Annotated in this window: 31 protein-coding genes; 13 read left to right on the plus strand and 18 right to left on the minus strand. The window is 69.6% G+C overall.

Features of this window, described 5'->3' with window-relative positions; translation table 11 throughout:
• Both D452_RS28965 and D452_RS0125115 read right to left on the minus strand, forming a co-directional pair.
• Positions 1-860 (minus strand): trehalase-like domain-containing protein (locus D452_RS28965; protein WP_017546890.1); only part of this gene is annotated, 860 nt, incomplete at its 3' end.
• A 409-nt stretch (positions 861-1,269) separates the two neighbouring features.
• Entirely contained in the window at positions 1,270-1,986 is a 717-nt protein-coding gene (locus D452_RS0125115) for a class I SAM-dependent methyltransferase (RefSeq protein WP_017546891.1), read from the minus strand.
• A gap of 173 nt (positions 1,987-2,159) precedes the next feature.
• Here D452_RS0125115 and D452_RS0125120 point away from each other — a divergent pair, with 173 nt between their 5' ends.
• The 3 genes from D452_RS0125120 to hisG all read left to right on the plus strand — a co-directional run bounded on the left by D452_RS0125120 (position 2,160) and on the right by hisG (position 4,296).
• On the plus strand, positions 2,160-2,990 hold the full coding sequence (locus D452_RS0125120; protein ID WP_017546892.1) for an SDR family NAD(P)-dependent oxidoreductase: 831 nt from the start codon (positions 2,160-2,162) through the stop codon (positions 2,988-2,990).
• Between the two features lie 99 nt (positions 2,991-3,089).
• Positions 3,090-3,353, plus strand: a complete 264-nt coding sequence (locus tag D452_RS0125125) for a phosphoribosyl-ATP diphosphatase (RefSeq protein WP_017546893.1) — start codon at positions 3,090-3,092, stop codon at positions 3,351-3,353.
• Between the two features lie 88 nt (positions 3,354-3,441).
• Positions 3,442-4,296, plus strand: a complete 855-nt coding sequence (gene hisG / locus D452_RS0125130; RefSeq protein ID WP_017546894.1) for an ATP phosphoribosyltransferase — start codon at positions 3,442-3,444, stop codon at positions 4,294-4,296.
• Between the two features lie 12 nt (positions 4,297-4,308).
• Here the strand turns inward: hisG and D452_RS0125135 are convergent, their stop codons facing one another.
• The gene (locus D452_RS0125135; RefSeq protein ID WP_017546895.1) at positions 4,309-4,902 is read right to left on the minus strand and encodes a hypothetical protein; all 594 of its coding nucleotides are present in this window, start codon (positions 4,900-4,902) and stop codon (positions 4,309-4,311) included.
• Positions 4,903-4,935: 33 nt separating this feature from the next.
• On the opposite strand from D452_RS0125135, the gene D452_RS0125140 reads away from it, so the two are divergent.
• A complete protein-coding gene (locus D452_RS0125140; protein ID WP_017546896.1) occupies positions 4,936-5,484 on the plus strand; it encodes a hypothetical protein in 549 nt (182 codons plus the stop codon).
• A 5-nt stretch (positions 5,485-5,489) separates the two neighbouring features.
• Here D452_RS0125140 and D452_RS0125145 read toward each other — a convergent pair whose 3' ends face one another.
• Complete coding sequence (locus D452_RS0125145) at positions 5,490-5,894, minus strand: DoxX family protein (protein WP_017546897.1); 405 nt, start codon at positions 5,892-5,894, stop codon at positions 5,490-5,492.
• 105 nt (positions 5,895-5,999) lie between these two features.
• On the opposite strand from D452_RS0125145, the gene D452_RS0125150 reads away from it, so the two are divergent.
• Positions 6,000-6,710: a spermine/spermidine synthase domain-containing protein gene (locus D452_RS0125150; RefSeq protein WP_040694878.1), complete on the plus strand. Its 711-nt coding sequence runs from the start codon at positions 6,000-6,002 to the stop codon at positions 6,708-6,710.
• Positions 6,711-6,712: 2 nt separating this feature from the next.
• Here D452_RS0125150 and D452_RS0125155 read toward each other — a convergent pair whose 3' ends face one another.
• The 7 genes from D452_RS0125155 to trxA all read right to left on the minus strand — a co-directional run bounded on the left by D452_RS0125155 (position 6,713) and on the right by trxA (position 13,232).
• Positions 6,713-6,931 carry an EF-hand domain-containing protein gene (locus tag D452_RS0125155; protein WP_017546899.1) on the minus strand — a complete coding sequence of 73 codons (219 nt, stop codon included), beginning with the start codon at positions 6,929-6,931 and terminating at the stop codon, positions 6,713-6,715.
• 332 nt (positions 6,932-7,263) lie between these two features.
• Positions 7,264-8,172 (minus strand): phosphate ABC transporter permease PstA, encoded by a 909-nt coding sequence (gene pstA, locus D452_RS0125160; RefSeq protein WP_017546900.1) that lies wholly within the window; start codon positions 8,170-8,172, stop codon positions 7,264-7,266.
• Positions 8,169-9,179: a phosphate ABC transporter permease subunit PstC gene (gene pstC, locus D452_RS0125165; protein ID WP_017546901.1), complete on the minus strand. Its 1,011-nt coding sequence runs from the start codon at positions 9,177-9,179 to the stop codon at positions 8,169-8,171. The genes pstA and pstC overlap by 4 nt, the downstream gene beginning before the upstream one ends.
• 105 nt (positions 9,180-9,284) lie before the next feature.
• Positions 9,285-10,436: a phosphate ABC transporter substrate-binding protein PstS gene (pstS, locus tag D452_RS0125170; RefSeq protein WP_017546902.1), complete on the minus strand. Its 1,152-nt coding sequence runs from the start codon at positions 10,434-10,436 to the stop codon at positions 9,285-9,287.
• Positions 10,437-10,839: 403 nt separating this feature from the next.
• Positions 10,840-11,625 carry a response regulator transcription factor gene (locus tag D452_RS0125175; protein WP_017546903.1) on the minus strand — a complete coding sequence of 262 codons (786 nt, stop codon included), beginning with the start codon at positions 11,623-11,625 and terminating at the stop codon, positions 10,840-10,842.
• Positions 11,626-11,681: 56 nt separating this feature from the next.
• Entirely contained in the window at positions 11,682-12,554 is an 873-nt protein-coding gene (gene pstB / locus D452_RS0125180) for a phosphate ABC transporter ATP-binding protein PstB (protein ID WP_017546904.1), read from the minus strand.
• 303 nt (positions 12,555-12,857) lie between these two features.
• Positions 12,858-13,232, minus strand: coding sequence for a thioredoxin (gene trxA / locus D452_RS0125185; protein WP_017546905.1), 375 nt, complete (start codon positions 13,230-13,232; stop codon positions 12,858-12,860).
• A gap of 273 nt (positions 13,233-13,505) precedes the next feature.
• On the opposite strand from trxA, the gene D452_RS0125190 reads away from it, so the two are divergent.
• On the plus strand, positions 13,506-13,853 hold the full coding sequence (locus D452_RS0125190; RefSeq protein ID WP_017546906.1) for a YidH family protein: 348 nt from the start codon (positions 13,506-13,508) through the stop codon (positions 13,851-13,853).
• Complete coding sequence (locus D452_RS0125195; protein ID WP_017546907.1) at positions 13,850-14,221, plus strand: DUF202 domain-containing protein; 372 nt, start codon at positions 13,850-13,852, stop codon at positions 14,219-14,221. The genes D452_RS0125190 and D452_RS0125195 overlap by 4 nt, the downstream gene beginning before the upstream one ends.
• A 352-nt stretch (positions 14,222-14,573) precedes the next feature.
• Here D452_RS0125195 and D452_RS0125200 read toward each other — a convergent pair whose 3' ends face one another.
• From D452_RS0125200 to D452_RS0125210, 3 genes are all read right to left on the minus strand, one after another.
• Positions 14,574-15,557 (minus strand): NAD-dependent epimerase/dehydratase family protein, encoded by a 984-nt coding sequence (locus D452_RS0125200; protein WP_017546908.1) that lies wholly within the window; start codon positions 15,555-15,557, stop codon positions 14,574-14,576.
• 108 nt (positions 15,558-15,665) lie between these two features.
• A complete protein-coding gene (locus tag D452_RS0125205; RefSeq protein ID WP_017546909.1) occupies positions 15,666-16,379 on the minus strand; it encodes a PIG-L deacetylase family protein in 714 nt (237 codons plus the stop codon).
• A 107-nt stretch (positions 16,380-16,486) separates the two neighbouring features.
• Positions 16,487-17,197 carry a WbqC family protein gene (locus D452_RS0125210; RefSeq protein WP_026129670.1) on the minus strand — a complete coding sequence of 237 codons (711 nt, stop codon included), beginning with the start codon at positions 17,195-17,197 and terminating at the stop codon, positions 16,487-16,489.
• Positions 17,198-17,571: 374 nt separating this feature from the next.
• Between D452_RS0125210 and D452_RS0125215 the strand changes: the two genes are divergently transcribed.
• Both D452_RS0125215 and D452_RS0125220 read left to right on the plus strand, forming a co-directional pair.
• A complete protein-coding gene (locus tag D452_RS0125215) occupies positions 17,572-19,119 on the plus strand; it encodes a glycosyltransferase family 2 protein (protein WP_017546911.1) in 1,548 nt (515 codons plus the stop codon).
• A 120-nt stretch (positions 19,120-19,239) separates the two neighbouring features.
• The gene (locus tag D452_RS0125220; RefSeq protein WP_017546912.1) at positions 19,240-19,674 is read left to right on the plus strand and encodes a DUF3817 domain-containing protein; all 435 of its coding nucleotides are present in this window, start codon (positions 19,240-19,242) and stop codon (positions 19,672-19,674) included.
• On the opposite strand, the gene D452_RS0125225 is transcribed toward D452_RS0125220, so the two are convergent.
• The 3 genes from D452_RS0125225 to D452_RS0125240 form a co-directional block, all read right to left on the minus strand.
• Complete coding sequence (locus tag D452_RS0125225) at positions 19,650-20,420, minus strand: SURF1 family protein (protein WP_017546913.1); 771 nt, start codon at positions 20,418-20,420, stop codon at positions 19,650-19,652. The two genes, D452_RS0125220 and D452_RS0125225, sit on opposite strands and share 25 nt — an antisense overlap.
• Before the next feature lie 960 nt (positions 20,421-21,380).
• Entirely contained in the window at positions 21,381-21,578 is a 198-nt protein-coding gene (locus tag D452_RS0125235) for a type II toxin-antitoxin system VapB family antitoxin (protein ID WP_017546915.1), read from the minus strand.
• Positions 21,579-21,669: 91 nt separating this feature from the next.
• A complete protein-coding gene (locus D452_RS0125240; protein WP_017546916.1) occupies positions 21,670-22,200 on the minus strand; it encodes a DinB family protein in 531 nt (176 codons plus the stop codon).
• Positions 22,201-22,347: 147 nt separating this feature from the next.
• On the opposite strand from D452_RS0125240, the gene D452_RS0125245 reads away from it, so the two are divergent.
• On the plus strand, positions 22,348-23,115 hold the full coding sequence (locus D452_RS0125245; protein ID WP_017546917.1) for an alpha/beta fold hydrolase: 768 nt from the start codon (positions 22,348-22,350) through the stop codon (positions 23,113-23,115).
• Position 23,116: 1 nt separating this feature from the next.
• Here the strand turns inward: D452_RS0125245 and D452_RS0125250 are convergent, their stop codons facing one another.
• Entirely contained in the window at positions 23,117-23,527 is a 411-nt protein-coding gene (locus D452_RS0125250) for a VOC family protein (RefSeq protein ID WP_017546918.1), read from the minus strand.
• 264 nt (positions 23,528-23,791) lie between these two features.
• Between D452_RS0125250 and D452_RS0125255 the strand changes: the two genes are divergently transcribed.
• From D452_RS0125255 to D452_RS0125265, 3 genes are read left to right on the plus strand one after another with little or no spacing between them, the layout of a single operon-like run.
• A complete protein-coding gene (locus D452_RS0125255) occupies positions 23,792-24,766 on the plus strand; it encodes an ABC transporter ATP-binding protein (protein ID WP_026129672.1) in 975 nt (324 codons plus the stop codon).
• Positions 24,763-25,620, plus strand: coding sequence for an ABC transporter permease (locus D452_RS0125260; RefSeq protein WP_017546920.1), 858 nt, complete (start codon positions 24,763-24,765; stop codon positions 25,618-25,620). The genes D452_RS0125255 and D452_RS0125260 overlap by 4 nt, the downstream gene beginning before the upstream one ends.
• The gene (locus tag D452_RS0125265) at positions 25,610-25,876 is read left to right on the plus strand and encodes a helix-turn-helix transcriptional regulator (RefSeq protein ID WP_017546921.1); all 267 of its coding nucleotides are present in this window, start codon (positions 25,610-25,612) and stop codon (positions 25,874-25,876) included. Before D452_RS0125260 ends, D452_RS0125265 begins: the two co-directional genes overlap by 11 nt.
• The last annotated feature ends 11 nt before the right edge of the window (positions 25,877-25,887 follow it).

Genomic DNA, 25,887 nt, shown 5'->3' on the forward strand with positions numbered 1-25,887 from the left:
GTGCGCACGGTCATCGTGCCCGGCAGGTAGCGCTGGCCGAGGGGGAGTCCGCCGTGGGCGGGCGAGATCGCGAAGACACCCGCCTGACGGCCGCCCAGGACCTCGGCGAACAGGGCGTTGGAGTCCGGCTCGGGGTGGCAGAACCAGAGCAGGCGCGCGTCCGGGCCCAGCAGCGCCACGGAGGCCTGGTTGGAGAGCATCGACATGCGCTCGATGGGGGTGGGGCGCTCCCCGAAGACCCAGGAGCGGCGTTCGGTGGCCAGGAGGGTGAGCAGGGCCGCGGCGGTGGGGGTGTCCGGGACGCTGTGCGCGGCCACCGTGTGCTCCTCGCCGACCCGCACGCCCGCGTCGGCCCCGGCGTTCAGGTTCGCGAACACCGGCTCCTCGCCCTCGCCGCCGCCGATGTAGAGGATCGCGGTCGCCTCGACCTGCTCGCGCAGGAGTTCGAGGGCGGCGGACTTGTCGGCGGGCGGGGCGTCGGGTCCGGTGCCGGGGTGCCCGGGGTCGATCGTGAGGTCGGTGTCGAACTCGGTGCCGTAGGCGCCCACGAGGCGGACCTCCGAGGGCAGCCTGGAGAGGGTGGCCAGGTCACGCAGGGGCCGGGCGGAGATGACCGCGCACACGGTGCCGGGCAGGTCCGCGAGGTCGCGCAGGGCGCGGACGGCTTCGGGGAGGGGGCCCCGGTGGTCGGAGGCGACCGGGGCGAGCGCGCCGTCGTAGTCGCAGGCCACGAGCAGGCGCGAGGTGCGGGCCAGTGCGGAGACGCGCTGGCGGACGTCGAGGGGCATGGTCTCCAGGGTCGTGTCCGTTGGTCCCTGCGGGACCGCCGGAGTCGCCTTGACCACCTGGGTGAGCGTCACGTTGCCTCCTCCACTGGTCCATTACCGACCTGGGAAATAGGTGAGATGTAGGACTCCGCGCGCATGTGTCTGGATCACATGGATCTCGTAGGGAAAACGTAGACCCAGGGACGTATGGCGCGGGATGAACTTCGCGGGCCTTTGAGTAGACCTAAAGAACATTTGGCATTCAAGCGGATAAACCGGGCATCCGTGCTGTTCTGTAAAAGGTCCGGTTCCTCAGAAGTCAACGCGAGACTACCCGCGCCGCGCACGTGCGCGTGCACGAGAAGCAAGTGATGCAGATCACTCATACGGATCGGGTCCAAACGTGCCAGACCCCGCCCGCGGGCCGAGGAAGGGAGTCCACGGCCTGTGGACGGGGTGAGCGGAACCGGGGAGGTGTGGGGGTGCGCGCCGAAGCGCCGGGTCAGGAGCTCGACGACTCCCATTCCGGCTTGCGCAGGTGGTGCACCCACGCGGGCGGGAGGTTGGCGAACACCTTCTCCGAGCCGATCCCGTAACGGTCCAGCCAGTCCTGCACCACCCAACTGGTCCGCGCCTGGCGCAGGTAGTCCTCGCGGCGGGCGATCACCGCCTTGACCTCCTTCGTGTACAGGTAGCCGTAGAAGGAGAGCGTTCCGCCCGGGCGGAGCACGGTGAAGTAGTAGTCGAGGATGCCGCGCACGGTGTCGGCGGTGAAGTTGGCGAACGGCAGACCGGAGACGATCACGTCGTAGGTGCGGTCGGTGCCCATCTCGTCCACCAGACAGGCGTGCACCTCCGCGCTGTCCGCGATCGGCGACATCTGCGGGTCGGTCTTCAACAGGTGCTCGACGTAGGACGCGAACTCCGGATTGGCCTCCACGAGGTCCACGGTGTCACCCGGGCGCATCGCGTCGGCGATCCCGCGGCTGATGGCGCCGGTCCCGGCGCCCGCCTCCAGGATGCGCAGCGGTTCGTCGGGGTCGGGTCGGTGGCGGATGTGCTCGGCCATGGCGTGCGCCAGGGCACTGCTGCTGGGCACGATGGAACCCGTCGCATGGAAGGTGCGCAGCGCCTGGCTGAAGAAGAGTCTGGTGTCACGCAGACGTTCCTCCAGCCTGAGGGCGGCCAGGGGTCCGGTGGGGCTCTGGGTCTCGGACATGACTGAACGCTAACGCGTCGGTGTGTCCCTGGGGAGACCGCGCGACCCTTTGTCCCGGAAACACCGCGTGGCCATGAACACCGCCGAGACGGGAACCCCCGGCGCCGGGCCCGCGACCGGAGGGGCGCTCCCGCCTCCGGACGGCCACGGCGCCACGCCCTACGCTGAGGGGCATGAGCGACGCCGACGCCACCCCCGAGACCCCCGCCCACACCCGGACCGCGCTGGTCACCGGGGCCTCCGGCGGGATCGGGGAGGAGTACGCCCGGCGCCTCGCCCAGCGCGGGTACGCCCTCGTCGTGGTCGCGCGCCGCCACGACCTCCTGGCCGCACTCGCCGACGACGTCCGTGAGCGGTACGGGACCGCGGTCGAGGTCCTGCGCGCGGACCTCGGCACCTCCGAGGGCGTCGCCGCCGTCGCCGCGCGGCTGGCCGAGGACGGCACCGGCGCGCTCGCGCCCGTGGACCTGCTCGTCAACAACGCCGGGCGCGGCGACGGGGGCACCTTCGCCGAACAGGACCCCGCCGAGATCGACGCGATGATCGACCTCAACGTCCGCGCCGTCCTCAAGCTGACCCGCGCCGTCCTGCCGGTGCAGATCGCCCGCCGCGCGAACGGGTACCAGGAGGGGCTGGGCGTGGTCAACGTCGCCTCGATGGCCGGGGAGATCCCCGTCAACCCGGGGGGCTCCGTGTACGGCGCGGGCAAGAAGTTCGTGACCCTGTGGAGCGAGAGCGTCGCCGCCGAGGTGCGCGGACGCGGCGTCCACGTCACCGTGGTCCTGCCCGGGTTCGTGCGCACCGACATGACTCGCGGCGTCCAGGAACAGGGGATGCCCGCCTTCGCGTTCGTGCCCAAGGAGCACATCGTCCGCGACTCCCTCGTCGCCTGGTCCGCCGGGCGTTCGGCGGTCGTCTCCGGGCCCCAGTACAGAGCCGCCGACGGCCTCCTGCGCCTCCTGCCCCGCCCGCTGATCCGCGCCGTCGCCCGCCGCATGGCCTGACCTGGCCCTCTCACATACTGGGACATTCGGTCCCCGGTTGGTCACCGGGCGTCTGTTGCGCCTACCCTGGTAGCGCACTGTCGGTCGAGGAAAGAGACCATGAAGACCTTCGAAGAGCTGTTCGCCGAGCTGTCCGAGAAGGCACGCTCCCGCCCCGAGGGGTCCGGGACCGTCGCCCAACTCGACGCCGGCGTCCATGCCATCGGCAAGAAGGTCGTCGAGGAGGCCGCTGAGGTCTGGATGGCCGCCGAGTACGAGTCGGACGAAGACGCCGCCGAAGAGATCTCGCAGCTCCTCTACCACCTCCAGGTCCTGATGCTGGCCCGTGGCCTGCGGCTCGAGGACGTCTACAAGCATCTGTAGGCCGGTACCGCGCGCCCCTCGCCGGGCGCGTGCGCGGACCGGCCCACCGACGTCCCCGAACCACGCCAGAGCTGACAAGGAACCCCAAATGCCCGACATGCTCCGCATCGCCGTGCCCAACAAGGGCCAGCTGTCCGAACCCGCCGTCCAGATGCTGCGCGAGGCCGGGTACCGGCAGCGCAAGAGCAGCCGCGACCTCGTGCTGGTCGACCCGGACAACAACACCGAGTTCTTCTTCCTCCGCCCCAAGGACATCGCCGTCTACGTCGGCGAGGGCATCCTCCAGGCCGGGATCACCGGCCGCGACATGCTCCTGGACTCCGGCGCCCCGGTGGACGAGGTCCTCGCACTGGGCTTCGGCGGCTCCACCTTCCGCTTCGCCGCGCCCGGCGGCGCCGGAATGGACGTCACCGACCTCAACGGCAAGCGCGTCGCCACGTCCTTCGACGAGTTGCTCCGCGCCTACCTGGAGGAGCGCGGCATCGACGCGCGCGTCATCCACCTCGACGGCGCCGTGGAGAGCTCGGTGCAGCTCGGCGTGGCCGACGCCGTGGCCGACGTCGTCTCCACCGGCACCACACTGCGCAACGCGGGGATGGAGACCTTCGGCGACCCGATCCTGATCTCGGAGGCCGTGGTCATCCGGCCCACGGACGCCCCCGAGGACCGGCAGATCGACCAGCTGCTGCGCCGACTGCGCGGCGTCCTCGTGGCCCGCGACTACGTGATGATGGACTACGACGTGCACGCCGAGAATCTGGAGGCGGCTGTCGCCCTCACTCCCGGCATGGAGGGGCCCACGGTCTCCCCGCTGCACCGTGAGGGCTGGGTCGCGGTCCGCTCGATGGTGCCCCGCAAGGAGGCCCAGCGGATCATGGACGACCTCTGGCAGCTCGGCGCCCGCGCCATCCTGGTCACCGACATCTACGCCTGCCGCCTCTGACCGGGACCCCGGTCAGGTGGGGGCGACGGTGAGGACGGTCTCGTCGCCGTCGGCGGCGCCTGTGACGGTGACGTGCAGGACCCGTCTCCCGCCGTCCCAGCGCGACGTCCAGCCGTCGTCCCCGGCGGGGGTGTCCACGGTGAGGTCGAACTCCTCCCCGAAGACGTCCTCGGGCAGGTACAGCTCGGTCGCCCCGGACGCTCCGTTCTCCGCGTAGCGCACCGACAGCGCGCCGCTGGCGTCGTCGGGCCCCAGCTCCAGGGGCTGGCCCGCCACGGCGCGCGGGTAGGCCCGGTTCATCACGTGGGCGAGCGGGCCGGGGGTGAGTTCGTCGCCCTCGGCCCGCGCGTCCCAGGGGCCCCAGGTGCCCATGGCGTCGTACTCGGCCTGGACGTCGTCCTCGGTGATCCACGGCAGCCGGTCGGGGTCGCCCTTGGCGGAGCCGGAGGTGTTGAGGCCGTGGAGGAAGAGCGCCCTGCCCTGGTCGTCGGTGAGGTACCGGGTGGGCCCCGGTTCGTGCCGGGTGAGCGCGGCGACGAGGCCGGTCACCAGAACGAGCACTGTCAGTGCGGCCGTGACGAGCCCGCGCTTGCCGGTGCGCTGCAATCTCGCTCCTGGGGTGAGAGCTGGATCACTATCATGCAGAAGGTGAATGTTGTTCGCAATGCCCCCACTGCCCTCGTACCCTCCGTCGCCGGGATCGCGACCCTCCTCCCCTGCCTGCTCTTCGGGAGCGCCGCGTTCCTCACCTGGCTGGGGTCACGCGCCGCCTGGCTGACCCTGCCCACGGCACTCGGCGTCCCCTTCGCCTTCCCCAGGCTCAGCCTCACCACCGTCGTCGGGCAGCCCGACTGGCACCTGGCGACCGAGATCGTCGCCGCCGCGGTACTGGCCGCCGTCACCGGCTGGTGGGTCCGACGGGCACACCGGGTGCGCCCCGAGGCGAACGCCTGGCGGGTCCTGCTGTCCGCCTGGGCCGGTGTGCTCCTGGGGTTGGCGCTGGCCAACGCCCTGCGCGCGGTCGCCGCCGTGCTCGCCGTGGGCGCCGGACCGGTGGCTCTGTTCGCCTACGCCCTCGCCGGGGCCCTGACGGGCCTGCTCTGGGCGGTCTGCCTGGGTTGGGTCTGTGCGGTTCCGGCGGCCCTGGCTCACCGGCTCACCGTGCGAACCAGGGCCGCCTCGACGTAGATCCCTCAGTCACCGTCGCGCGGGGCGCGACGAGCCTGGAGGGCGGCCCAGATCAGGGGGACCTGGAGCGGGACGCGGCCCCAGGCGACCGCCCTGTTGTCGGCCACCGACGGCAGCCGTCCCGACCCGGAGTCCAGCGCCATCTGGACGTTGGCGGGCCACACTGCCAGCAGCAGCGCGGCGCTGGCCGGTCCGGCCCACCTCCGGCGGGTCAGCAGGCCCACGCCGCAGGCCAGTTCGGCCGCGCCGCTCCCGTAGACGAACGCGCGGTGCGCGGGCAGTCGGCGCGGCATGATCGACTCGAACGGCCTCGGGGCCGCGAAGTGCAGCACCCCCGAACCCACGAACATCGCTCCCAGCGCGAGCGGGGCCGCTCCGCGCAGCCTGTCCAGGCGTTTTCCCATGGTCATGCACTCCTCTCGTGACGCGCCGGAACCCAACCTACTGACGGGTCAACGAGTGGTACTTCACCGGCCCGCCACGCGGGGAACATGATCGGGGGCACAATGTGGTGCATGAACCAGCCAACGCGAGACCCCGAAGTCGAGGGTGAATCCGTCACCCTCGCCAGAGTGACGGGTGAGACCGGCGGTGACCTGGTGCTTCGCCAGGTGGGTGCCCACTACGAGATCTATTCCAACGGCCTGTTCCTCATGGACACCCGCGACGGCACCTCCGAGCGCGAGATGGTGCGCCTGAGCCTGGCCGCGCTCCCCCCGGGGCGCTCACACGCCCGCGTGCTGGTCGGCGGGCTCGGCGTGGGATTCTCCGCCCGCGAGGCGCTCGACAACCCCCGGGTGTCCCGCGTGGACGTCGTGGAGCTCGAACCCCAGGTGATCGCCTGGCACGAGGACGAACTCGGTGAGGCCGCCGAGTACGTCCACCGCGACCCCCGCTGCCGGGTGCACAACGCCGACATCGTCGCCTGGATCGCGCAGGCCTCGGCCGCCGACCAGCCCGGCCGCTTCGACGTCATCTGCCTGGACACCGACAACGGCCCGGACTGGACCGTGGTCGAGAACAACAACCGTCTGTACGAGGCGGCCGGGCTCGAACAGCTGACCCGGCTGCTCACCCCCGGCGGGGTGCTCTCCTTCTGGAGCGCCAACAGCGTGGACAGCTTCGAGGCCCTGCTGCGGACCCGCTTCGGCACGGTGGAGGTCGCGGAGGTGGTGGTGGCCCGGGGGGTCCCGGACGTGGTCTACCTGGCCTCGAACCCCCTCTGACCTCAGCCCTGGTTGCGGGACATGTAGCGGGCGAACTCCTCCAGGGAGATCCGCTCGTCGCCGTCGCCGTCCATCGCGCGCACGACCTCGGCGGCCTGCTCGTCGGTGGTCTGGTCGCCGAGGTTGCGCATCAGCGAGGCCAGCTCCTGGGCGGAGATGAGGCCGTCGTTGTCGGTGTCCACGAGGGTGAAGGTGGCGGCGTACTCGGTGGTGTCGGCCATCGGGGGCTCTCCGGATCTGCTGGGGAACGAACTCGCGCCAGGCTACCGAGGCACGCCCCGCGGAGCCACCGGGAGGCCCCGGCCGCCGGACGGGTCGGCCGTCCCACGCCTTCCGGGCGACGGTGGCGACGTGTTCCGGGCGACGCTGCGGACGTGCGGGTTCGGGGTCGGTCGGGTGTCGGAGACGGCTCGAAGAGAGCCCGGGGCGCGCGGAGCCGGGCCGTGACCGCGCACCGCGGCCGGAACACGCGAGAGGGGCCGTGCCCCGCCCGGTGGGGACGGTGGCGGCGGCCCCTCGGGGGAGACGTGCCCTGACAGCGGGTCAGTGGGGGTCAGTGCGTGTTCGTGGAGGCCTTCGAGCCGACCCAGCGGGCGACCACCGTGAAGGCCAGCACCAGGACGAACAGGCACAGCGCGGCGCCCCAAGCGCGGTCGATACCGGACTCGAAGGGCTGCGTGGCGCCCCGGTACAGCTGCATCGGGACCGCGCCCTGCGGGCTGCCCTGGAAGCTCGTCACGATCAGACCCGTACCGAAGGCCGTCAGCAGCAGCGGCGCGGTCTCACCGATCCCGCGCGCGATCGCCAGCATCGAACCCGTGGTCAGACCGGGCGCGGCGGCGGGCAGCACCGTGTGCACGATGGTCTGCCACTTGCGCGCCCCCAGGCCGTAGCTGGCGTTGCGCATCTCGTTCGGAACCAGCCGCAGCATCTCCTCGGAGGACCGCGTCACGATCGGCAGCATCATCACCGCGATGGCCACCGCGCCGACGAAGGTACCGAACCCCATGCCGCCCCAGCCGATCACCAGCAGGCCGTACACGAACAGACCCACGAAGATCGACGGGATACCGGTCATCACGTCGGTGAAGAAGCGGATCGCGGAGGTGAGGCGGTTGGGCCCGTACTCCACGATGTACACGGCTGTGGCGATACCGAACGGGATCGACATCAGGACCGCCAGGGCCATGATGTACAGCGTTCCGAAGAACCCGGCCGCGTAGCCGCCGCCGTCGCGCCGGGGCGGCGGCTCGGTCTGGGTGATGAAGTCCAGGTTGACCACGCCGATGCCGCGACGGGTCACCTCGAAGACGATGAGAACCAGCGGGATCATCGCGATGACCATCGCTGCGGTCAGCACCACGGTGGCGCTGCGGTCCTTCAGGCGCCGGAACGACGAACCGGGGGGCCGCTGGCTCAGGGGCGCGTGCCTGCTGGGGGGAGTCTCGGTCATGGTGCTCATACGGCGGCGTCTCCCGTCATGCGTCCCAGACGCCAGACGATGACGCGGGCGAGGATGTTGACGATCATCGTGACCAGGAAGAGGGCCACACCGATGGCCATCAGCGCGGTCCTGGACTCGGGGGTGGCCTCACCGAAGGTCGCGGCGATGTGCGAGGCCATGCTGCTGCCGGTCCCGAACAGGCTGGCGCCCCAGGACTGGGAGCCGCCGATCAGCATCAGGACCGCGATGGTCTCGCCCAGCGCGCGGCCCAGGCCGAGCATGGCGGCCGCGACGATCCCGGAGAAGCTGGCGGGCAGGACCACGTTGCGCAGGACCTCCCAGCGGGTGGAGCCCAGCGCGTAGGCGGCCATCCGCTGTTCGACCGGGTGCACCGCGATGACCTCGCGGATGATGGCGGTCATGATCGGCAGGATCATGATGGCCAGCACGATCCCGGCGGACAGGTAGCCGACCCCGCGGATCGGGCCCTCGAAGAGGAAGAACCAGCCGAGGACGCCCTCCAGGAACTCGAAGAACGGCCGCAGCACGTTCGGCAGGAACCAGTGCAGGCCCCACAGGCCGAAGATGACGCTGGGGACCGCCGCGAGCAGCTCCACCGTGTAGGAGAGCGGCTTCGCGATCCGTCGGGGCGCCAGGTGGGTGAGGTAGAAGGAGACCATGATCGCCAGCGGCAGCGCGATGACGATGGCGATGGTCGCGGTCACCAGGGTGCCGTAGATGAACGGCCAGGCGCCGTAGGTGCCGGTGATCTCGGTGCGGGAGTTGCCCGACTGCCACTGCTCGCCGGTGAGGAAGCCGAAGAAGCCCTCCTTGGCGAAGACGGGCCAGGCCTCGGTGGTGGTGCGCAGGACCATCAGGGCCAGGATGACCAGGACGACGGTGCCGCAGGATGCCACCGCCCACTTGAAGAGGGGGTCGGCCATCCTCCCCTTGCTCGACCTCAGCGTCGTGCCCCGCCGGGGTTCCTCCGGGGCCGGGGCGGCCTCTGGGGCCTCAGTGGACATGGAGCTTCTCCTCTTGATGGCTTTCGTGGGAGTGGGAGACGCGGTGACGCCCCGGTCGGGGCAGGGAGCGGGGCCGGGGCGCTCCGGCCCCGGCCCCGGTGAGGGTTAGCCCTCGGAGTCGTCCTCGGTGCCGGCGTCGGTGTCAGCGTCGGCGTCCGCGTCGTCACCGCCGTCGTTCTCGGAGTTGGTGCGCTCGATCTCGGCGAGCACGCGCTCCTTCAGCTCCTCGCCCAGGGGGGCGTAGCCCAGCTCGGCGACGATCTCGTTGGCGCCCTCGTCGGTCAGGGCCCAGGTCCAGAAGTCGATGATCGCGTCGGCCTCGGCCTGCTCGTAGCCGCAGGTGTAGGTGAAGATCCAGTTGGTACCGGCGATCGGGTAGCCCTCGCCGCCGATGTTGTCGATGCTGAAGCGGAAGTCCTCGGGGATCTCCGCCTCCTCGGAGGCGGCCGTGGTGGACTCCAGGGTCGGCGCGATGGGCTCGCCGTCCGCGTTGATCACCTGGGCGGAGGCCAGACCGGCCTCCTGCGCGAAGGCCTGGTTCACGTAGCCCACGCCGCCCGGGTTCTGGCTGATGCCCTGGGCGACACCGTCGTTGCCCTGGCCGCCGACCAGGCCGGGGGCCCAGTCGATCTCGCCGCCGGAGCCGTACTCGTCGGCCCACGACTCCACCTCGGTGGAGAGGTAGTGGGTGAAGACCTCGGTGGTGCCGGAGCTGTCGGAACGGTGGACCGGGATGATCTCGTCGTCCGGCAGGTCCACGTCCGGGTTGAGGTCGGCGATGGCCGGGTCCGTGTACGAGGTGATGTCACCGGAGTAGATGCCGGCGATGGTCTCGGCGTCCAGGACCAGACCGTCGAGGTCGGGGTTGTCGAAGGCGATGACGACCGATCCGAACACGACCGGGAACTGGATGGCCTCGCAGCCGCGGCCGTCGGCGGCGGTGGCCAGGTCCTCGTCGGTCAGGTACCGCTCGGAGGAACCGAAGTTGACCGTCTGCTCAAGGAACTGCTCGATACCGGCGCCGGAGCCCACGCTCTGGTAGTTGATGCTGACGCCGGGCTGCACGTCCTGACTGTAGGTGTGCATCCAGTCCTGGAAGAGCGGGTCGGGGAAGCTGGCCCCGGCACCGGTCAGCGAGGCGCTGAGCTCGGCACCGTCCGCGGAGCCGTTGTCCGCGCCGTCGGAGCCGCTGCCGCACGCCGTGGCGAGCAGGGGGATGGCCGCCAGGACGGCGAGCTTGGAACGCCCGTTGCGCATGTCGTGGTTCTCCTCGTTGAATGACCGCTGTCGGGGCTGACGTAAAACGACACTAGGCGCGTAGAAAGTCGCGGTGTCATCGAAATAGAGGCGGTTGGGTAGAAGAACAGTGAATGGCAGGTGAATGGGGGTCACTTTTCGATAACGGCCACTGTGTGCGAGGGTGTGTATCCGGGTGGGGGTGTGCGGTCGCGCCCCAGGAGAGTGCGCTCTGACCTGCTGTGATGATCACGTGTCCGAGCGTGCTGTCGGGGTGTGCGGTTCAGCGTGATGACGACTTCGCATTTCCGGGCCGTCACCCTTCCGTGGGAATCAGAAAAAGGTGACGCGTACATGAACGACGGGCCGGTCCGGTGTCGGCCGGACGGCCCTCGAAAATGTGCGCGCGGTTTCCCTTGTCCGCCTACCCGCCGTTCGCCGTGTCCAGCCGGTAGCCGATGCCACGGACCGTGTGGATGAACCGGGGCTGGGCCTCGGAGTCACCCAGCTTGTGCCGCAGGCGCCGTATGTGCACGGCGATCGTGTTGTTCACCGGCGGGAGCGGCTTGCGCCAGACCTCGGTCCACAGCTCCTCCCGGCTCACCACCCGGCCACTGTGCCGGAGCAGGAAGTCCATGATCCCGAACTCCCGCAGGGCCAGGTTGACCGGCTGCCCGTCCACGAACAGCCGGTGCCCCAGGGCGTCCAGCTCCAGGTCGCCCGAGCGCAGCGCCACCGGCCCGCCCGGGTTCGGCGGCGGGGCGATCTCGTTCCCGGGAAGCGAACCGCGCAGCAGCGCCGCGAGCTCCGGGATGCGGTAGGGGCGGTTCACGCAGGCGGTGGCCCCCGCGGAGAGGGCCCGCATCGCCCTCTGCGAGTCGCCCGCGCCCACCCCGATCAGGATCGGGATGTCCATGGCCCGGCGCGTCACCCGCACCAGCGTCTCCAGGTCCACCTCGGGCGGAGCAGCGTTGGTCAGCAGGGTGTCCGGCCGCACCATCCCCACCCGGAGCAGGGCCTCGGCGCCGTCCACGCACACCGTGATGTCCACGTCGTGTCCGCTCAGCGAGAGCACCAGCTGGTGCGACTGCTCGGACTCGGGCTCCACCAGCAGGACCCTCAGCGGACCCTCCGTGCGCTGCGTTCTCCCCTCGTCGTCCGGCGCGCCGGTGGGCGGGGGGACCGGGGCGGAGGAGGCGAGCGCGGGCATGGGCGGGTCCACTTCGTCGAGAACGGCGGGGGCGGGTGGAGCTCGACCTGGTCGGGTTACCCGAAGCGGCCCGAGATGTAGTCCTCGGTGCGCTGGTCGGAGGGCTTGCTGAAGATCGTCGCGGTCTCGTCGTACTCCACGAGGCTGCCGTAGCGGTCGCCCTCGCCGTCCACGCTCGCGGTGAAGAAGGCCGTGCGGTCCGAGACGCGCGCCGCCTGCTGCATGTTGTGGGTGACGATGACGATCGTGTACTCGGCCGCCAGCTCGTACATGAGGTCCTCGATCTTGAGCGTGGCGATCGGGTCGAGCGCCGAACAGGGCTCGTCCATGAGGATGACCTCGGGGTTCACCGCGATGGTGCGGGCGATGCACAGGCGCTGCTGCTGGCCGCCGGAGAGGGCGAAGGCGCTCTCCTTCAGCTTGTCCTTGACCTCGTCCCACAGGGCGGCCTTGGTCAGGGTCTCCTCGACCAGGTCGTCCATGTTGCCGCGCGTCCCGTTGATCCGGGGGCCGTAGGCGACGTTGTCGTAGATGGACTTGGGGAACGGGTTGGGCTTTTGGAAGACCATCCCGATCCGGCGGCGGACCTCGATCGGGTCCACGTCGGAGGCGTACAGGTCCTCGCCGTGATAGGTCACCCGGCCCTCGATCCGCGCGCCCGGGATGAGGTCGTTCATCCGGTTGAGCGTGCGCAGGACCGTGCTCTTGCCGCAGCCGGACGGGCCGATCATCGCGGTGATCTGGCGCGGGCCCACCTGCATGTTCACGTCACGCACGGCCTTGTTGGACCCGTAGTGGATCGACAGGTCGCTGATGTCGAAGACGGGGTCGCCCAGGCCGGGAACCTCGCGGTTGTACCGGACGGTGTCGGGGGCGATGCCGCGGCCGGGCTCGGTGCCTCGCGGGGTCGCGGTGTTGCTGACAGACATGGGGCCACTTCCGGGTCGGACGGAGCTCGGTGTGCACGAGGGGATGAAACCCGCGGAGTGCGGTCGACTCCCATGCAAATATGTCCGCGTGAAGCCCGGGTGAACGAACCCCGTGGCCAAGATGAACGTGGGCGGTGGAGTGGGAAGCCCCCGGTGACCTTCCGGTGTCCTCCCCGGTCAGGGTGGTGGCGGTCAGCGATGAGCGGGCGTCCTCCGCCGTGCGGCACACGACCGCCCCGACGGTTCCGTGCCGGTCGTGGCACGGTCGTCGGGGCGGTCGGTGAACGGGGGCGTCGGGGCGCCCTACTCCTTGGCGTCCGCGCCCTGCTCGGAGATCTTCTGCTTGACCTCGTCCATGTCCAGTTCCCGGGCCTGGGTGATCAGGCTCTCCAGGGCCTCGGAGGGGAGGGCACCCGGCTCGTTGTAGATCACCGTCTGGTCGCGCACGATCATCAGGGTCGGAATGGACTGGATCTTGAACTCGAAGGCGAGCTCTCGCTGGGCCTCGGTGTCGACCTTGGCGTGCACGATGTCCGTGTGCTTCTCCGAGGACTTGTCGAACACGGGGGCGAACTGGCGGCAGGGACCGCACCAGTCAGCCCAGAAGTCGATCAGGACGAAGCTGTTGTCCTTCAGCGTTTCCGCGAAGTTGTCTTTGGTGAGTTCGACGGTGGACACGTGGTCTCCTGCTCTTCGTTCGTTGTTGGTGTCGACCGGTGGCCAACTGCCATCCTCTTGGGTGCTACAGCGGTAGTGCCCACTCGTTTGTTCCACATGCCTCGGAGGTGGTCCACGCACGTCTGCTGGACCGGTGGTTTCCGACACAACACGTGTTGCATACCTGTTTGGGAGGAAAGAGCGAACACGGTTACTGTCGGCCTGCGGGGCACGGGTTCATTGTCGTGACCGGAGCTTCCGTTGTGGGCCGAACGCCGAAAACCGGGGGGACCGATGAGCTCCGAGGCGCCGGAGGACGAGCAGGGCGTGGACTACCGCTTCACCCTCGCCAACGAACGTACCTTCCTTGCGTGGATCCGGACCGCCCTGGCACTGCTCGCGGGCGCGGTCGCCGTCCTCCACCTGCTCCCGCTGGGCTGGGACGAGACGCCGCGCACCCTGGTGGGGCTGCTGCTGGCCGTGCTCGCCGGTGTCGTCACCGTGTACGCGCCGTTGCGCTGGTACAGCGTGCAGCGCGTGATGCGCCTGGGCCAGCCCCTCCCGATGAGTCTGCTGCCGCTGATCACCACGTTCGCGGTGGGCGTGGTGTGCCTCATGGTGCTGTTGGGGAACCTGCTGTGAATCCGGGGGAGGTGCGCCGCGACCCGGGCCTCCAGCCCGAACGCACACTGCTCTCCTGGCAGCGCGTGCTCATCCTGCTCACCGTGGTGGGCCTGGTCTACCTGCGGGGGCCGCTCGACCCCGGCTCCACCGTCGTGCCCGAGGTGTCGCCCGCGCTCCGGGCGGGGGTCATGGCCTTCACCCTGCTGCTGGGCGCCGGACTCGGGCTGCACCTGTGGCTGCGGTGGCGCCACACCCGGCACGGACTCCGTGAGCCGGGCACGGGGCGGCCACCGCTGAGCGTGGCCCGGCCCTGGGCGATGGTCCTGCTCAGCACTGGCGTGCTCGCCCTGACCCTGTTCGTGGTGGCGACGGTGCTGCTGCCGTGAGGCGGGGGCCGGGCCTCGTGACGTTCCCGTGCCACGGCCGGAGCCGTCGCCACCACGGGGGCGGACGACGGGCGGGAGGGTGGTCCGGGGCGGCGGGCACCCCGGGGGACGTCCTCCTCGTGGCTGTCGCGACCGTCATGGGACGGCCGCTGTGGCAGGTCGTCCCCAGGGCCTGTTCTTCTGGATGCTTTCGCTCGTGTCGGCGGAGCCGACATCGATGCGAGCGGCCGCCCAGGCAATCTCTCGCCAGACGATGAGCGAGGTCAGCCTGGGGTTGGCTGTCCGAGTGGTGACGGCGCAGCGAGAGGCCGCCTGGTGGTCGCGAGCGAGGAATGATCCAAAGAACAGGGGCCTAGGCGGGTGCCGGGACCGAGCGGGCCGAGCGGCGGTGCTCGACGATCGACCCGATGATGGCGTTGAGGTCGAGTGTCGGCTCGTAGCCGATCAGGCGCCCGGCCAGCGAGGTGTCCGGGTAGCGGCGCTGCATGTCCTCGTACCCCTCACCGTAGGCCTCCTCGTAGTCCATGAAGGTGAGCGAGCTGCCCGAACCCGTCAGCTCAAGGATCCTGTCCGCCAGGCCCCTGATCGACACCTCCTCGTGCCCGCCCAGGTTGACCGCCTGGTTGTACGCCTCGGGGGTGTCCATCAGCCGGGTCATCGCGGGCACCACGTCGAACACCGAACCGAAGCAGCGGCGCTGGGTGCCCGTGCCGTAGACGGTGATGGGCTCGTCGGACAGGGCCTGGTCGACGAACCGGGGCACCACCATCCCGTATCTTCCGGTCTGCCGGGGCCCCACCACGTTGAAGAAGCGGGTGATGACGCAGGGCACACCGGACTCCACGCCGTGGACGTAGGCGACCAGCTCGTCCAGCCCCTTCGCGGCGGCGTAGGACCAGCGGCTCTTGGTGGCCGATCCGTAGATCCGGTCGTCACCCTCCTTGAGGCCGTCCGCGTCGTTCTTGCCATAGACCTCGCTGGTCGAGGCGACCATGTACGGGACACGGTGCCGCACCGCGGCCTCCACGACGTTCTCCGTGCCGTGCAGGTTGATCCGCAGCGAACGGAGCGGGTTGTCGACGATGTTGTAGACCCCCACGGCGGCGGCGAGGTGGAACACGGTGTCCGCCTCCGCGACGAGTCGGTCCACCAGTTCCCGGTCCAGGATGTCCCCCTGGACGAACCGGAACGCGGGAGAACCCTTCAACTGGGACAGGTTGGACAGTGAACCTGTCGAGAGGTCGTCCAGGACGGTGACCTCGTGTCCCCGCGCGACCAGGTGGTCGCACAGGTGGGAGCCGATGAACCCGGCTCCACCGGTGATGACGGCCTTCATGGTTTTCCCTCCACTACGGGTGATGTAGGTGATCCGTACTTCACGGGGGGTGGGTTTCGTGTGACAGGTGAGGGAGCAGATGGAGGAGTCGGCGAGTCGCCGCTCCGGTCAGGCCAGGTGGCGCAGGACGTGGTAGCCCTCGCCGAGGGCCACCCCGGCCTGCATGCCCCTGAGGACGGCGAGGCTGCGCAGGGTGAGTTCCGAACGGGTGTGGGGGTGTTCGTGACTCTGGGAGCCGTACAGCTCCATGGCCTGGAGCTTGGCCTCCAGGTCCGCCTCACTGAGCTCGACGATGAGGTTGGGGGAGTCCACGGGTTCGAACCGCCACTGGTCGGCGGCCTCCTCGTAGGACAGCACCATGCGGGGGTGGTGGCGCAGACCGTTGTTCGAGGGCCGCAGCGCGGTGTGCACGGCCTCAGCCACGGCCTGGTGGTCCTGGTTGTAGCTCGTGTGGTGCGGCACGAGCACCACGGTGGGCCGCAGGGCCGCGACGGAGAGCGGGCTGTCCCGCTCGATCAGCCGCGTCAGGTCCACCCGGGGGACCGAGTCCAGCCTCAGGTGGTGCTCGTCGCCCGGGAGCGCCATGTGCCAGTCGTCCCAGCGGAAGTGCTCCGAGACCTTCTTGATCTCCGTGTGGCGCTCCTCGGCCGTGGAGAAGCCCTTCGCGGACTGGTCGGCGGTGTCGCCGACCGTCAGGAACTGGACGAAGACCTCCGCGCCCGCGCGCTTGGCCTTGTGCATCAGGCCGCCGCAGCCGAGGGTCTCGTCGTCGGGGTGGGGGGAGTAGACCAGGAGGCGCTCCTGTGACCAGTCCGTCGTCATGCCTGTTTCCCGTTCTTTGCCGAAGTGGGGCGATCGGTCGTCACCCGGGCCGCGGAGGTCGCCGTGCCCGTTGGCTCGGGCGTCCGGTGCCCGCTCGCTGATCGGTGTCAGCCGCGCGCTCTCGCCTGACGGAGCACGCGCGGCGCGTCCGGTCCGGCGTTGAGCAGGAGGTCGATCGCCGACAGGCGGGGCACGAAGTCGTCGGCGGGTCCACGCGTGTGCTGGCGGTACACCGGGTGGCGGAAGTCCTGCCACTCGATGGCCACCCCGTAGCGGTTCAGCGCCTCGGGGTCGAGGTAGTCCCTCGCGCCGTCGCCCGAGAGCATCGTGTCCGCTCCCGCCTTGGCACAGATCTGGGCCAACAGCTCACTCTTGTGCCCGGGGAAGTCCCCGAGCTCGCTCGCGCGCAGGACGGGTGTGTCGACACCGAACGCGCGTGTCAGCAGGCGGGTGGTGGCGATGGCCAGGTCCGCGAGGCCCTCCCACTCCGTTTCGTACAGTTGGGCGATTTCTTCCCGGTAAACGTCCCAGTAAGGTGCTTTGCGGTAACAGTGTTCAGAGAGTGCCCTGAAGTGCTTGTTGCGCCATTTCTGCGTGTTGTCAATCTTCTTGTCCAGGATGCGTTCATCGCGACTCGCCTGGGTGACGGGCACGGTGAGAAGGACCGGATCGCCCGGTCCGGCGACGTAGTTTCGGTTCTGCCAACCCCGACGTTCGAACTGAACCGTGTCAAGCATGATGAATCGGTCAGAACGGTCGATCTTGTCGATCAGTCCCAGCCAGGGCCAATAGTGCGGCTGATGGACGGCCACGCGCAGGCGCGCGGTGTCATCGCTGTTCGGGGCGGGGCTCCCGAGGTCAGGACCCGGGCCGCCGTGCGCGGGATCTGGCGCGGGGGATCGTGGCTCGCCGATCACGCCGGGCGTTCTCCTTAACTCGTCGGTCGGCCGCGAGGGGATTTATCGGGACCCCATGGGGCCTCGTATAAACCGGGGGTGGTGGCCCTCCGGCGCCTCGCCGCAAATATCTTCTAATGGGTACCACCTCACGCAAGCCCGTGTATACGATTTGCGTGGCCTACATAGGACGCGAACCCGGGTGAACCCACCAGTCGTGTAGGACGTCAACCTATCGCCGACTTTGCGGGTTAATGTCGGTCCGAAACCGATAACATTCGGAGGGTCGCAGGGCTGTGCGTATCGCGCGTTTCATCGGTGGGCTGCTGACCGGGCTGATCGCCCTGGTGCTGGCCGTCGCACTCTTCGTCTACTGGTTCGACTTCGCGTCGACCATGGCCGCCGCCGCGGGGATCGGCGCCCTCGGGTACGTCTTCCTGTGGATGGCCTTCGGCCTCAACCTGCTGCTGTGGACCGTGGTCGGCCTGATCAGACTGGCCGAGGGCGGGGCGCGTGCCGCCCTGCGCCGACGCCCCGAGGACCGGAGGCGGAGCGTCACCGGGGGCCGCGAACGGCAGCGGCTGCTCGTGGGGGCGGGCGCGGCCGGGGGTGCCGCGCCGATGGCCGAAGGGGGAACGGGGTCCGCCGAGACGGGCGCCGTCGACACCGTGACCCCGGGAGGGGCGCTGGTGGCGGAGGCCCCCGAGGACATCACCCTCGCCGTCATCATCCCGGCCCACAACGAGGAGCCGGTGATCGACGCCGCGATCTCCTCAGCCCTCGGCCTGTTCGACCGCTGGGACGTCTACGTCGTCTCGGACTCGTCCAGGGACGCGACGGCCGACATCGCGGCCAGGACCGGTGTGAACGTCCTCGAACTCCTCACCAACCGGGGCAAGGCGGGGGCCATCGAGGCGGTCATCGAGGAATTCTCACTGACCGAAAACTACGACGGTGTCCTGATTCTGGACGCCGACACGGAACTCGACGCAGGGTACGTGGAGGGCGCCAAACGTCAACTCCAGGACCCCGGTGTGGCCGCCGTCGCGGGCTTCGTCGTCTCGGAGTGGAAGCCCGGGGAGCGCGGCCTGGTCGGGCGGATCATCTCGGCCTACCGGGACCGCCTCTACTTCATGCTCCAGTACTTCATGCGCTTCGGGCAGACCTGGAAGCGGGCCAACGTCGCCTTCATCGTGCCGGGGTTCGCGAGCGTGTACCGCAGCCGCGCCCTGAGGGAGATCACCGTCAACCCCCCGGGGCTGGTGATCGAGGACTTCAACATGACCTTCGAGGTGCACCACAAGCGCCTCGGCCGGATCTCGATGCGGCCGGACACCAAGGCCTACAGCCAGGACCCGTTCACGTTCGGGGACTACCGCAAGCAGGTGGGCCGCTGGACCCTCGGCTTCTGGCAGACGGTGCGCAGGCACAAGGTGTGGCCGAGTCTGTTCTGGGCGGCCCTGGCCCTGTACATCGTGGAGGTCGTGCTGGTCTCGGTGCTGTTCCTGGTGACCGTGGCGATCGCCCTGTTCGTGCTGCTGGGCACGTTCGGCGGCGAGGTGCTGGCGGGGGTGCCGTTCCTGTCCGACGGGTTCACGGCGGTGACGGCGTTCCTGCCGCTGACGGCCCTGGCCATCGGCCTGCTCGTCCCTGACTACGTGCTCACCTGCGTCATGACCATGGTCCGGCGGCGGCCCTCGTACCTCTTCTACGGCCTGTTCTTCTTCCCGATCCGGATCGTGGACTCCTACCTGGCCCTGCGGATGATCCCCAAGGCCTGGACCGCCGAGTCCGACGGACGGTGGAGCAGCCCCACCCGGGTCTCCCAAAGGGATCCCAGGTAGCCGTCGCGACCTGCGGGTATGTGAGATTCTCCGAGCATGTCCACCCCAGGGGCCCACCGTCCCGGACACCGCTTAGCCTCGATGGAGGGGCCCCGACCCTCCTCGGGGCGCAGTCGTTGAATGGGTGAAGTCGCAGTGGACAAGAGGCGTGTGTCGTTCGCGTTGTACCGGGTGCTCGCGTACATCACGGGAGTCTTCCTGTTGGGTCTGACCTTCCTGGCCATGCCGGCGAAGTACCTGGTGGGCGAGGACTCCATGTTCCACCTGGTCGGCGCTCCCCGGGGCTGGGAGCACTGGTTCGGCCCCGAGTCGCCGCTGATGCTCTACATCGTCATGCCGCACGGCTACATCTACATGGCGTACGTGCTGGTCGTCCTGTGGGTGGCCCTCGACCGCCGCTGGGGCGCGGGCCGCACCCTGGGCGTCGTGCTCGCGGGCACCGTCCCGGTCCTCGGCTTCGTGGTCGAGCACCGGGTGGTCAGGTCCGAGCAGGCCGGGGACCTGGCCGCCGGAAGGGAGACCGGGCAGGCTCAGGAGCCCGCGACCACGGGCTGATCCCCGGTCTTCCGGGTGCGTCCCTCCGCCAGTTCGCGGCGCATGAGGATGATCCAGAAGACCACGGCGGAGACGCCGAACATGGCCCACTGCACGGCGTAGCTGAGGCTGCGCCAGTTGACCGTGAACTCCGTGGGCGGTTCGGGCGGAGGCACCGGGGTGAGCCCGTCGACGGCGGGCTCGCTCTCGGGCAGGGTGACGTAGGCCGCGTAGAGGCGCTGGTCCCACTCTCCGACCAGCACGGACGGGGCGATCCGCTCGACCGTCCCCACCTCGGGTGAGCCCATGGGGACGACCCCCTCCGCCGCGTCCTGCGGAGGCTGGAGCCAACCGGTGACGGTGACGTCCCCCTCGGGAACGGGCGGCAGCCCGGTGCCGTCCTCCGTCCAGCCACGGCTGACGGTCATGGCCACCCCTTCCTCGGTGACGAGGGGAAGGACCAGCACGTAGCCCTCGACCCCGTCCAGGCGCCGGGGCACGAGGAGCTGGGACTCCGCGTCGAAGTGTCCGGATACCTCGACCGCCGTGTTGGTCGTGAGGTTCGGGTGCAGGAACTCGCCGGGTTCACCCAGGTCGGAGACGGGGATGGCGTCGGCCAGGTCCTCGACCGGGTTGGTGATGACGTCGCGGTCGGGTTCGAAGGCGCGGGTGCCCTGCCAGTAGGTGCCCGCGACGCACACGACGACCACGAGGACGGCCAGCAGGTGCAGGCCGACCCAGCGCGGGCTGAAGAGCGGAGATCTCACCCGACCAGGCTATGTCCGCCCTCCGAGCGGCCGCTCATGACCCCGTGTTGACGATGCCCACACCCCGCTTGGTCGGGCCACGCCCCAGGAATGACGATCACTTTAAGTAGTTTCTCGTGACACAGGGTTGTTATTCGTGGGTGTGGTGGGTAGTGTCTCTAACAACGCGGAACGACAAGATCGCTTCCACGTGGCAGACCTTTAAGGCCGCGACTCCAGGGGGGAGGAGTCGCAGGCCGCTTCCCAGAGCGAGGGTTGCCTCCGTACTTTGAGGGGGGATGCGGAGGCGACCCTCGCCACCTCGTAGACGGGGACGTTTCCACTGTTCAGTGGGAACGTCCCCGTTCTCGTTCGCCGGAGATCAGGGTTTGAGCTCCGAACCGACGAGTTCGACATCGGCCCTGCTGAAGCGATCGAGTCGGCCCGGCAGCAACCCCATGCGCTCGGCGGTCACTTCGAACATCCCCCTGGATCAGGCCGTGCTCCACGGCCCGGGGTACCTGCCAGGACTCCAGCCCCAGCCAGCGGGCGAGCTGGACGGGGCCGAAGTCCATGACCCTGCCCGGCTTGGAACGACCGGCCGTCGCGGGAGCGGAGACGGTCGCCGAGGCGTCCGAAGCGGCCAGGTCCGCGAGAATACTGGCCACTCTGTCCGGAAGGGTCTTCGCGAGGGACTCGGACCATCTGGTGTCGTTGATGTCGGGCGGAGGGACGAGACCGCGATTGCGCGCCCGACGCAGTTGGTCGTGGGTCATGCCCAGCCACTGGGCGAGTTGGATCGGGCCGAAGTTCCGGGTACCGCTCACCGTGGAGCGCCTCCGTTCCGTGGGGGGTGGACCCTTCGACGATAGCCACGAGGGGTGACTGTCCACAGGGGTGGGCGCTCCGGGCTCCGGGGAGTCCCGGTGGGGAGCGAAGGAGGGCGGATCCCCACCGATCGGTGACCCGCCCCTCCGCTCGTCAGGCCTGCTTCCCCCGGCGGGCCCCGGGCGTGGGCTCACTCCGCTTGCGTTCCCCCGAGGCCTCCGTGCGGCTCCGGTGCCGTGCCGCGTACACCCGCAACGCCAGGTTGACCGCGTCGTCCCGGGTGCGGGCGCCGGAGAAACGCATGGCCTCCCGGAGTGCCTCGTCGTCGATGTCGATCCAGGTCGGGCTCACTCCGCGCTCCTCGCCGCTCGGGGATGGGGTCAGCCCATCGTCCCGCACGCGGAGCGTGACACGTGCACTACCGGACGTGTCGTGTTGCTCGTCAGCCCATGGTCTTCTGTCCGTCCAGGGACTCCCGGATGACGTCGGCGTGGCCGCAGTGCTGCGCGGTCTCACGGATGAGGTGGATCAGCACGTCACGGGCGGTCCAGGAGGCGTCCTCGGGGAACCACGGCGCGGGCGGGAGCTTCTGGCTGACCTCCAGGTGGGGAAGGGATCGGAAGTAGGTGTCGGTCTCCTCGGAGCCCCTTTCGTAGGCGGCGAGGGTGCCCTCCAGGGTCTCCTCGCCGATCAGGCGGAAGCTGTTCTCGTGGAACTCCTGTGTCTCCTGGGACTCGTAGTCGACCCCCTGCGGGCCCTCCTTGACGAAGGTCCGCCACCCGTTCTCCACCGAGGTCAGGTGTTTCACGATCCCCGCGAGGGTGAGCTCGCTCGCGGTGGTGCGCCGGGTGGCCTGCTCCTCGGCCAGCCCCTGGAGGGTGGTGAGCAGGAAGGCCCGCTGCTGGGCCAGGAAGGCCAGCAGCGCCTCCCGCTCGACCTCGACCTGGTTCTTCTTCTCGATGACCTCGACCATGGGAACTCCTCCGCGTCCGTCTCGTCGCCTCGACCCTAGGAAGCATGGCGGTCAGCTACTGGCCTCCATTGGCTGGCCATGACCGGGTTTTCTGGTCTCATTGAAAGCACTGTGGATAACCTGGCGGTCTGGCGACCCGGAGGTTCCATGGCCCTGATTCCGCTCCAGTACCGGCTCGACGGCCCCAGGCACGCGCCCGTCGTGCTGCTCGTGCCGCCGTTCGGAACGAAGATGTCGGTCTGGGAACCCCAGATGCCCGAGCTGACCCGAAGCCGCCAGGTGCTGCGGATCAACCACAGAGGTCACGGGTTCTCCCCGGCGCCCGAGGGGCCCTACACGGTGGAGGACCTGGCGCTGGACGTCCTCGGGATCCTGGAGGACCGGGGGTTCACGCGGGTCTCGGCGGTCGGCGGCGGCATGGGTGGTTCCCTGCTGCTGTGGATCGCCGCCAACTCACCGCGCACCCTGGAGCGGCTCGCCCTGCTGGCCGGAACCTCCCGCACACCGCCCACACACCGCTGGGACCGCGTCGCCGCCCAGGTGCGTGAGAGCGGGATGGACTCGGTCACCGCCGAGGTGGTCCTGCCCTGGTTCACCCCCGACCTCACCGAGGACCGCCCGGAGGTGGCGGGCCGGTTCACGGAGGACTTCGGCACCGTCGACCCGGGCGCCTACGCGTCGATCTGCGACGCCCTCGCCGGGATGGACCAGCGCAACCTGGTCTCCGGTGTGCGCGTGCCGACCCTGGTCGCCTCCGCCGCGCACGACCCCCTGCTGCCTCCCGGACACGGGCGCCGCCTGGCCGACGGCATCTCCGACGCGCGGTTCGAGGTGGTCTCCGGCGCCGCGCACCTGCTGGGGGTGGAACGCGCCGACCGGGTCAACGAACTGCTCATGGAGCACGTCGCGGCCTGAGTCAGGCCCCTTCGGGCAACGGGATCAGGGGGCTGTTGACCTCCAGGAGGTAGCCGTCCGGGTCGCGGAAGTGCGCGGCGCGGATGCCCCACGCCGTCCAGTCGCGGGGCTCCATCACCTGGCGGGCGCCGTCCGCGACCAGCCCCGCGGCGGTCTCGTCCACGTCGTCCACCTCGAAGATCACCGCGAGTCGGTCCTGGTGGGGCAGGGCCGGATCCGCGGTGTCGGTCTCCAGCGCCTCGGCCATCACCTCGCGTTGGTTGAGGGCCAGCCGCGTGCCCGACCGCACGTCGAACTCGGCGTAGCGGCTCTGTTCGTCGCCCCACAGGACGGGGAGTTTGAGGGTGTCGGCGTAGAAGCGGAAGCAGGCCTCGTAGTCGTTCACGAGGAGCCTGATGAAGCTACAGCGCATGGGGGCCTCCTGCCGTGCGGGTTGGGTAGTCGGCACCATTCTCAGGTTCGAGCATGCCGTATGCCTGAGTATCCGTACCCGGATGACACATGGCCGGATGCGGTCACCCCGTTTTCGTCCCCGGCGTTGACCTGCGTCGCCACGGGCCGAACCCACCCCTGTCTCCTCCTCGCGGACCTGTCGCCCGGTGATACTTACTGTGCTCTCTTATGTGGTACATGTACTATCAAAAATCTAAGGAAGGCAACGAAAAGGAGGAGCTCCATGACAAGCCACATGGCGCCGGGGCTGGCCAGGGCCGAGGCCCTGGCCTCCGGAGGCCAGGGCGAAGCCGTGGTACGGGTCAGCGGGCTGCGCATGGACTACGGCGACAGCCGGGTCCTGCGCGGGGTCGACCTCACGGCCCGGCGCGGCGAGATCCTCGTGCTCCTCGGGCCGAACGGGGCGGGTAAGACCACCACCGTCGAGATCCTGGAGGGCTTCCGCCGCCGCTCCGCAGGGGAGGTCGACGTCCTCGGATCGGACCCCGACCACGGCGACGAGGAGTGGCGTGCGCGGATCGGCGTGGTCCTCCAGTCCTGGCGCGACCACGGTTCCTGGAGGGTGCGCGACCTCCTCCACCACTTCGGCCGGTACTACGCCCCCCACTCCTCGGCCCAACGGGTCCGCCCCCACGACACCGACGCCCTCCTGGAGCTCGTCGGCCTCAGCGAACACGCCGCCAAGCGTGTTCGGACCCTCTCGGGAGGGCAGCGCCGCCGCCTCGACGTCGCCATCGGCATCGTCGGCCGCCCCGAACTCCTCTTCCTCGACGAACCCACCGCCGGTTTCGACCCCCGGGCCCGCCGCGACTTCCACGACCTCGTGTTCCGGCTAGCCGACGAGGAGGACACCACCATCGTGCTCACCACCCATGACCTCGACGAGGCCGCCAAGATCGCGGACCGCATCCTGCTCCTCGCCGGGGGCCGGATCGTCGCGGACGGCAGTCCCGACCAGCTGGCCTCCCTCGTCGAACAGGACAGTGAGGTCACCTGGACGGTCGACGGACAGCGCCACCTGCACAGCACCGACAGCCCCGCCAGGCACATAGCGGAGCTGTACGCCGTCCACGGGGACGGGATCACAGAACTGAGAGTGACCCGACCGTCCCTGGAGGACGTCTACCTGGCCATGGTCCAACGGCACGAGGACGGGGAAGCCGAGCTCGCCGCCGAGTTTTCGAAGGAGACCCGATGAACGCCCGGTTCAACGCGGTCCGCGCCGGTGTCTCCCGGGGTTGGATCGAGTTCAGGCAGTCCTTCCGCAGCGGCCAGGAGATGTTCAGCTACCTGTACGTGCCGGTCCTGTTCGTGGGCATGGCCGTCGTCTTCGACTCCTTGGGGGTGGAGGGCGGGGACGCCGCACCGATCGGAGCGGTGGTACTCAGCGGAGCCGTCGCCTTCACCCTGGTCATGCTCGGTGTCACCGCCGTCCTCCAGGTCCTGGCCACCGAACGCGAGGACGGCACACTGCTGCGGGCCAAGGCGGTCCCCCACGGCCTGGTGGGATACACGGTCGCCAAGGTCGTGCACATGACGGCGATGTCGGTCACGGCCATCGCCCTCATGGTCGTTCCGGGGGTCCTGTTCGTCGAGGGCTTCGGGTTCCAGGGCAGGGCCGACGCGGTCACCCTGCTCTGGGTGTGCGTGCTGGGCATGTTCGCGCTGGCGCCGGTCGGGGCGATCCTCGGGTCGCTCATCGACAACCCGCGTCTTGGGGCCTCCCTCGCGATCCTCCCCTCGATCGCCGTCGTCATGGTCTCCGGAGTGATGTTCCCCTTCGGGATCCTGCCTGACTGGGTCCAGGCCGTCGGCCTGCTGCTGCCCGTGTACTGGCTCGGCCTGGGGGTGCGTTCCGCGGTGCTTCCGGATTCCCACGCCGCCTACGAACTCGCCGGTTCCTGGCAGCTGCCCCAGGTTGCCGGGGTTCTGGCAGTCTGGGCGCTGGTCGGGTTCGCGGTGGCGCTGTGGTTGCTGCCGCGGATGGCCCGGCGTACGTCGGGGTCGCGGGTCCAGGCGGCCCGAGAGGAAGCGATGAAGCGTGCCCACTGAGAAGACCAACGGACGCTCCGCCAGGGCGGCAGGCTCCGAGACGATCCACAACCGGATCGCGATGCTGCGAGCCGAGCGCGGCGTCTCCCGTCGGGAGCTGGCCGAGGCCCTCGGGGTCCACTACCAGACCGTCGGCTACCTGGAGCGGGGCGAGTACAGCCCCAGCCTCCACCTGGCACTGCGCATCGCGCGGTACTTCGAGGTCCCGGTCGAGGTCGTCTTCTCCACCGAACCCTTCCCCCGCATCGGACAGTGACGGGCTGACGG

The organism is Nocardiopsis prasina DSM 43845, from assembly GCF_000341265.1.
Classification (GTDB): domain Bacteria; phylum Actinomycetota; class Actinomycetes; order Streptosporangiales; family Streptosporangiaceae; genus Nocardiopsis; species Nocardiopsis prasina.

What these genes read in the sequence shown, in the direction of transcription:
- D452_RS0125115 (WP_017546891.1), bottom strand. Translation starts at nt 1,986, where the DNA reads ATGTCCGAGACCCAGAGCCCCACCGGACCCCTGGCCGCCCTCAGGCTG.
- D452_RS0125120 (WP_017546892.1), top strand. Translation starts at nt 2,160, where the DNA reads ATGAGCGACGCCGACGCCACCCCCGAGACCCCCGCCCACACCCGGACC.
- D452_RS0125125 (WP_017546893.1), top strand. Translation starts at nt 3,090, where the DNA reads ATGAAGACCTTCGAAGAGCTGTTCGCCGAGCTGTCCGAGAAGGCACGC.
- hisG (WP_017546894.1), top strand. Translation starts at nt 3,442, where the DNA reads ATGCCCGACATGCTCCGCATCGCCGTGCCCAACAAGGGCCAGCTGTCC.
- D452_RS0125140 (WP_017546896.1), top strand. Translation starts at nt 4,936, where the DNA reads ATGCAGAAGGTGAATGTTGTTCGCAATGCCCCCACTGCCCTCGTACCC.
- D452_RS0125145 (WP_017546897.1), bottom strand. Translation starts at nt 5,894, where the DNA reads ATGACCATGGGAAAACGCCTGGACAGGCTGCGCGGAGCGGCCCCGCTC.
- D452_RS0125150 (WP_040694878.1), top strand. Translation starts at nt 6,000, where the DNA reads ATGAACCAGCCAACGCGAGACCCCGAAGTCGAGGGTGAATCCGTCACC.
- D452_RS0125155 (WP_017546899.1), bottom strand. Translation starts at nt 6,931, where the DNA reads ATGGCCGACACCACCGAGTACGCCGCCACCTTCACCCTCGTGGACACC.
- pstA (WP_017546900.1), bottom strand. Translation starts at nt 8,172, where the DNA reads ATGAGCACCATGACCGAGACTCCCCCCAGCAGGCACGCGCCCCTGAGC.
- pstC (WP_017546901.1), bottom strand. Translation starts at nt 9,179, where the DNA reads ATGTCCACTGAGGCCCCAGAGGCCGCCCCGGCCCCGGAGGAACCCCGG.
- pstS (WP_017546902.1), bottom strand. Translation starts at nt 10,436, where the DNA reads ATGCGCAACGGGCGTTCCAAGCTCGCCGTCCTGGCGGCCATCCCCCTG.
- D452_RS0125175 (WP_017546903.1), bottom strand. Translation starts at nt 11,625, where the DNA reads ATGCCCGCGCTCGCCTCCTCCGCCCCGGTCCCCCCGCCCACCGGCGCG.
- pstB (WP_017546904.1), bottom strand. Translation starts at nt 12,554, where the DNA reads ATGTCTGTCAGCAACACCGCGACCCCGCGAGGCACCGAGCCCGGCCGC.
- D452_RS0125190 (WP_017546906.1), top strand. Translation starts at nt 13,506, where the DNA reads ATGAGCTCCGAGGCGCCGGAGGACGAGCAGGGCGTGGACTACCGCTTC.
- D452_RS0125200 (WP_017546908.1), bottom strand. Translation starts at nt 15,557, where the DNA reads ATGAAGGCCGTCATCACCGGTGGAGCCGGGTTCATCGGCTCCCACCTG.
- D452_RS0125205 (WP_017546909.1), bottom strand. Translation starts at nt 16,379, where the DNA reads ATGACGACGGACTGGTCACAGGAGCGCCTCCTGGTCTACTCCCCCCAC.
- D452_RS0125220 (WP_017546912.1), top strand. Translation starts at nt 19,240, where the DNA reads ATGGGTGAAGTCGCAGTGGACAAGAGGCGTGTGTCGTTCGCGTTGTAC.
- D452_RS0125240 (WP_017546916.1), bottom strand. Translation starts at nt 22,200, where the DNA reads ATGGTCGAGGTCATCGAGAAGAAGAACCAGGTCGAGGTCGAGCGGGAG.
- D452_RS0125245 (WP_017546917.1), top strand. Translation starts at nt 22,348, where the DNA reads ATGGCCCTGATTCCGCTCCAGTACCGGCTCGACGGCCCCAGGCACGCG.
- D452_RS0125250 (WP_017546918.1), bottom strand. Translation starts at nt 23,527, where the DNA reads ATGCGCTGTAGCTTCATCAGGCTCCTCGTGAACGACTACGAGGCCTGC.
- D452_RS0125255 (WP_026129672.1), top strand. Translation starts at nt 23,792, where the DNA reads ATGACAAGCCACATGGCGCCGGGGCTGGCCAGGGCCGAGGCCCTGGCC.
- D452_RS0125260 (WP_017546920.1), top strand. Translation starts at nt 24,763, where the DNA reads ATGAACGCCCGGTTCAACGCGGTCCGCGCCGGTGTCTCCCGGGGTTGG.